The 5585-nt window shown below is 66.3% G+C and carries 7 protein-coding genes; 3 read left to right on the forward strand and 4 right to left on the reverse strand.

Translation table 11 applies throughout. The features are described from left to right. On the forward strand, positions 1 to 698 hold a 698-nt coding region (locus tag JYJ84_RS27220; protein WP_205189685.1), incomplete at its 5' end, for an NmrA family NAD(P)-binding protein. Positions 699 to 883: 185 nt separating this feature from the next. On the opposite strand, the gene JYJ84_RS27225 is transcribed toward JYJ84_RS27220, so the two are convergent. Then, a complete protein-coding gene (locus JYJ84_RS27225) occupies positions 884 to 1510 on the reverse strand; it encodes a TetR/AcrR family transcriptional regulator (protein WP_175219859.1) in 627 nt (208 codons plus the stop codon). Positions 1511 to 1824: 314 nt separating this feature from the next. Between JYJ84_RS27225 and JYJ84_RS27230 the strand changes: the two genes are divergently transcribed. Continuing rightward, complete coding sequence (locus tag JYJ84_RS27230) at positions 1825 to 2160, forward strand: H-NS family nucleoid-associated regulatory protein (protein WP_226213464.1); 336 nt, start codon at positions 1825 to 1827, stop codon at positions 2158 to 2160. Positions 2161 to 2267: 107 nt separating this feature from the next. On the opposite strand, the gene JYJ84_RS27235 is transcribed toward JYJ84_RS27230, so the two are convergent. From JYJ84_RS27235 to JYJ84_RS27245, 3 genes are all read right to left on the reverse strand, one after another. Then, complete coding sequence (locus tag JYJ84_RS27235) at positions 2268 to 3032, reverse strand: SDR family oxidoreductase (protein ID WP_175219857.1); 765 nt, start codon at positions 3030 to 3032, stop codon at positions 2268 to 2270. Positions 3033 to 3180: 148 nt separating this feature from the next. Continuing rightward, complete coding sequence (locus JYJ84_RS27240) at positions 3181 to 3540, reverse strand: hypothetical protein (protein WP_175219855.1); 360 nt, start codon at positions 3538 to 3540, stop codon at positions 3181 to 3183. Between the two features lie 34 nt (positions 3541 to 3574). Beyond that, positions 3575 to 4519, reverse strand: a complete 945-nt coding sequence (locus tag JYJ84_RS27245; RefSeq protein WP_122947347.1) for a LysR family transcriptional regulator — start codon at positions 4517 to 4519, stop codon at positions 3575 to 3577. 165 nt (positions 4520 to 4684) lie between these two features. Between JYJ84_RS27245 and JYJ84_RS27250 the strand changes: the two genes are divergently transcribed. Further along, the coding region (locus tag JYJ84_RS27250; RefSeq protein ID WP_205189687.1) for an FAD-dependent monooxygenase at positions 4685 to 5585 on the forward strand (901 nt) is incomplete at its 3' end.

Raw genomic sequence — 5585 nt, forward strand, 5'->3', positions numbered from 1 at the left:
GTGCATTTACCGGCGCGCGCGGCGCGTATCTGGTCAAGCCGCCCAACTATGCGCTGGAGAACCTGTTCGAACACGCGGACGTGACGGCACGTGCCGTCGCCGACGCGGTGCGCGCGGCGGGCTTGCCGAAACTCGTGCTGCTGTCGTCGGTCGGCGCGGATCGGCCGGACGGCACCGGCGTGATCGCGACCAATCGCACGGCCGAGCAACGGCTGGCGGAACTGGGCATTCCGGTCGTGTTCCTGCGCGCGGCGTATTTTATGGAGAACTGGGCGCGCGTCGTCGATCCGGTTCGCACGCAAGGTATCCTGCCGAGCCTGCTCGTGCCGGTCGAGCGCGCCATTCCGATGGTCGCGACCGAGGATATCGGCCGCATCGCGGCGGATCTTCTGCGTGAAGACTGGGCGGGCATCCGGAAGATCGGCCTGGCAGGGCCGATGGCGTATTCGCCCGGCGACATCGCGGCGATCTTTGCGCGCGCACTGAATCGACCGGTGCGGCCGGTGGCGCTCGAGCCGTCCGCGTGGGCCGGGGTACTCGCGACGAATCCGTTCTCGAGCGTCGCAATCGATGGATTCATCGAACTGAATCGCGGGCTGAACAGCGGCCACATCGATTTCGGGAGCGACGACACGGTCGAGCTTCGACACGGGCGCGTGCCGTTCGAACAGGTCGCCGAGGAAATCCTGCGGGCGTGACGCCGCCCGTTCGCAGCGGGCGCGTCGTTGCGGCCTCGCGGTGTTCGTGAGCGGAGCGGCGGCACTGCCCGGACACGGGCGTCATCGCGTATGTCGAACGGCCGCAGCGGGTCGAACGGCGTCACGCGCGAGCCGGCTCCGTCGCGGAGCCGGTCGTTGCCTGGTCGCCCGCGTGACCTTTGCGGTCAGCGCACCGGCGCGGCCGTGGCCAGCAGGCTGCGCAGGAACACCATGATCATGTGCCCGATCGGCACCTCGGACAGGATCGACTGCTGCAACGACAGGCCCTGCGAGAGCCCCATGAACGCAATGGCGAGGACGGTCGGCGGTTCGGGCGGCACTTTCTTCAGCCGCGCGAAAACCTGTTCGATGCAATAGGCGAGGCCATCGCGATGAGCGTCCAGCAACGCCTGGGACGCGAGGGCAAAAGCGGGGTTGCGTCGCCCCTGAAGCTTGAACTCGACGCCCAGCACCGACCACTCGGGCTCGGCATCGACGGTCCGCGACCAGACATCCAGCGCATTCAATATGTCGTCCCCGGACGCGGATGGGTCGCCCAGCGCCTGGGCGATCTGGGCCACTTGCGCCTTCGAGCGCTCCCGCATCAGTTCGACGAACAGCGCTTCCTTGCTCGCGAAGTTCGAATAGAACGCACCCTGCGTATAGCCTGCCTCGGCCGCGATATCCCTGAGCGACGTCGCGCCGAACCCGCGGTCGACGAACAGCCGCTTCGCCGCGGCGAGCAAATGGGCGCGGGTCTGCAAGCGGCTTTCTTCGCGACTCAGCCGCGGGGGAAGGGTGGCCATGTTCATGGCAGGCAGGATATCAGTTGATATTTAAGATGGATACCATTACGATCGCATTTCAAATATCACTTGATATGTGAAATGCGGGGCGCGATTGTGTCGCCGGATGCACGAGCGGGGATCGTTTCGGGCGGGCGATCGTGTCGACGCGGAGGCGCGCACCGTGTGCCGGTGTATGGCTGCGTGTCGCGTGCTTCGATGCACCGACGCGAGTCGCTTGCCGATCGAGTGAATGCCGTCGTCACGGGGCGACGTGAAACAATAAGTTAGTCATGCGAATCATACTGGTTGGCATGCGGATGCGGGGCAGGAAGCAGAAGATGAGCGCGAGCAAGACCTATGCACAGCTCGTAGTCGAGCTGGCCGAACTGGACGAGGAAATCGAGCGCGCACGCGCGCGCGAACGCGTCGATGCGATCGCGGAGGTTCACTCGCTGATGGATACCTACGCGATCAAGCATCGCGACCTGGTCGGCCGCAACGGCAGCCGGGGGGCGTATATCGTGAAAGTGCTGCCGGCGCGCTATCGCGATCCGGCGAGCGGGAAGGAGTGGAGCGGGCGCGGCAACGCGCCGCTGTGGATCCGGGGCAAGGATCGCCGTCAGTTCGTCATCGTCAAGCCGCCGTCCACCGGCAAGAAAACCCGGTCCAGCTGACGGACGGCACCGGGCTACGGCGACGGCGGCTTCGCCGGCGTTCGGCCCGGCGGCGTCAGCACCGCGGGCAGCGTGGCGCCTTCAGGCGGCGCCATGTGCGCATGCGTTCATCCGCGTCCCACGAACGGCATGGCCGTCGCCATGATCGTCATGTTCAGGATGTTCGTGTCCAGTGGCAGGTTCGCCATCTGGACGATCGCGGTCGCGACGTGCGTGACGTCCATGCGCGCCTCGGGCGCGAGGCTGCCGTCGGCCTGCGGGACGCCTTGCGTCATCCGGTCCGTGAGCGACGTTGCCGCGTTGCCGATGTCGATCTGGCCGCACGCGATGTTGTACCGGCGGCCGTCGAGCGCCAGCGATTTGGTGATTCCGGTTACCGCATGCTTGGTGGCCGTGTACGCGATGGTATCGGGGCGCGGCGCGTGCGCGGAGATCGAACCGTTGTTGATGATCCGGCCGCCCTGCGGCGTTTGCGCTTTCATCAGCCGCCACGCGGCCCGCGCGCACAGGAAGACACCGGTCAGGTTCGTCGCGACGACGCTGTTCCACACATCGAAATCGTATTCGTCGAGGGAAACCGGCGGCGCGTTGCGGCCGGCATTGTTGAACAGCACGTCCAGCCGGCCGAACTGCTGCGCGATCTGCGCAAACGCATGGTCGACCGACGCTTCGTCGGTGACGTCGGCAGGAAACACGTGCGCGTCGCCGCCGGCGGCCTGGATCGCGTCCTGCGTTTCACGCAACGATTCCTCCTTGCGTCCGAGCAGCGCGACGGTGAATCCCGCCTGGGCGAGCGCGATGGCCGCTGCACGACCGATGCCGGAGCCGGCGCCCGTGACGGCTGCGAATTTCTGCGACTTCGAGACAGACATGGCTTGATTTCCTGCTGGTTGAGTGACGGGTGAGGCTGCGGATGAACGACGATAGTGCCACTTCGGCAATGTAGTCGAAATGGGCGGCGCACGGATTCAATCGATATCGGAAAGCGCGGTATCGCGATGCCGCCCGACGGTCGGCCGACTATTCCGCTGCGTCCGGCAGCAGTTCGATCCGGCTTCGCGTCAGGCACTGCGGCCAGGTAGCCGCCACCCCGTTGTGCGCGACGATGACGAAGTGCGTGAATGCGCGATCGGAAACGAGCATCTGGCCCTTGCCGATGTGCTCGCCGATAAAGGTGATCGCGGGTTCGATCGGCAGGAAGTCACCGATCTTGCGGCGGACGTGGATCAGGACTTCCACGGCGCCGATCGTCGACAGCATCTTGCGAAGGAGGTCGCGATCGACGCTGCCGGTCGTCAGCAGATGGATCCACTCGCATTTGACCAGCTGGACTTCGGGGCAATGTCTGAGATAGAGCGAATGCACGCGTCGGGGATTCATGGCCTGGTGTCTCCGTGGCAGGCGATAACCGTGATTATTTCTTCCTGCCGGGCGCGGCCTTCCTTGCCCGCGTGCCGGTCTCCGCAAACAGATCGACGACCACGTCGCGCAGCCACCGGTTTCCTTCGTCCTGATTGACCCGCGTATGCCAGAGCATGTGAATCGGCGCGCCCGGCACCGTGACGGGCAACGCGCGCCAGCCCAGCGAAAACGGCGCGGCGAGCTGCTGCGCGAGATGCTCGGGCACCGTCGCGATCAGGTCGGTGCGCTGCAGGATGTAGCCCACGCTCATGAAATGCGGCACCGTGAGCCGCACCTGGCGCGTCACGCGGCGGCGCTTCAGCCATTCGTCCACCTGCCCGTGACCGGTGCCGGCCGATACCACGACCAGATGTTCGGCATTGCGCCACGCGTCGACCGTCAGCGGCGCTTCCTCGAGCGGATGCCCGCGTCGGAACAGGCACACATAGCGCTGATCGAACAGCCGGCGCTGATAGAAGCCGCCCTTGAGCTGCGGCAGCAGGCCGATCGCGAGATCGACGCGGCCGTCGGCCATTTCGTCGCCGAGGTTGACGCTCGTGTCGCGCACGGTATTGAGCGCGATGCCCGGCGCCGCTTGCGACAGGTGTTCGAGCAATGCCGGCAGGAACACGACTTCGCCGATATCGGTCATGCCGATCGTCAGCGTGCGCGTGGCGCGCAACGGATCGAACCCGGTCTCGGGATTGAGCGCGGCATGCAGCGTCGCAAGCGCGTGCGACACGGGTTCCGCGAGACGGAGCGCGAACGGCGTCGGCACCACGCCGCCCGGCCCGCGCACGAACAGCGGATCGCCGAGCCGGCGGCGCAGCTTCGCGAGCGCGTTGCTCACGCCCGGCTGGCTCATGTTCATCTGCTCGGCGACGCTCGACACGCGCCGCTCCTGCATCAGCCGCTGGAAAAGCAGCAGCAGATTGAGGTCGATATCGCTCAGTTCCATGGGTTTCGCCTTGCGTGGTTCATTGCTTTTAGTGATGAAGCAGATTCCCTTCATTTTATTGCGGGATGAAGGTCGCCTCCTGAAAATACCGATACGGCCCATGCAATCGACATGACCGCTGCGCGAGCCGCAGACCCCCATCGGAACATCGGAGACACCTTCATCATGCAGACGAACCTGAAGATTGCGATCGTCGGCGCCGGGATCGGCGGCCTGACGCTCGCGCTCGCGCTGCGCGAGCACGGCATCGACGCGCAGCTCTACGAACAGACGGACGCGTTGCGCGAAGTCGGCGCGGCCGTCGCGCTGTCGGCCAACGCGACGCGCTTCTACGAGCGCATGGGCCTGCGTGCGGCCTTCGACGCCGTGTGCGCGGACATTCCGGGGCTCGTCTATCGCGACGGCCGCAGCGGCGCGGTGATCGGTCATCATCGCGGCGACCCCGACTATCGCCGGCAATTCGGCGGCGCGTACTGGGGCGTGCATCGCGCGGATCTGCAGGCCGTGCTGTCGAAGGCGGTCGGCCTTGAAGCCATTCATCTTGGCCATCGGCTGACCGATCTCGCGCAGCACGCCGATCGCGTCACGCTGTCGTTCGACAATGGCGTGCGCGTCGATGCCGATCTCGTGATCGGCGCGGACGGTGCGCGCTCGATCACGCGGCGCTGGATGCTTGGTTACGACGACGCGCTGTATTCGGGCTGCTCGGGGTTTCGCGGCGTGGTGCCGGCCGCGCGGCTGAGCCTGCTGCCCGATCCGGAGACGCTTCAGTACTGGATCGGGCCGCACGGGCACCTGCTGCACTATCCGATCGGCGACGATGGCGACCAGAATTTCCTGCTGGTCGAGCGCCATCCGTCACCGTGGCCGTCGCGCGACTGGGTGATGCCGTCGGAAGAGGGCGAGCAACTGCGCGCGTTCAGGGACTGGCATCCGGCGGTGGTGCAGATGATCACCGCCGTGCCGATCAGCCAGCGCTGGGGGCTGTTCCATCGGCCGCCGCGCGGCCGCTGGAGCCGCGGGCGCGTGACGCTGATCGGCGACGCCGCGCATGCGCTGGTGCCGC

This window comes from Burkholderia sp. LMG 13014 (assembly GCF_905232215.1).
In the GTDB taxonomy this organism is placed as follows: Bacteria; Pseudomonadota; Gammaproteobacteria; order Burkholderiales; family Burkholderiaceae; genus Burkholderia.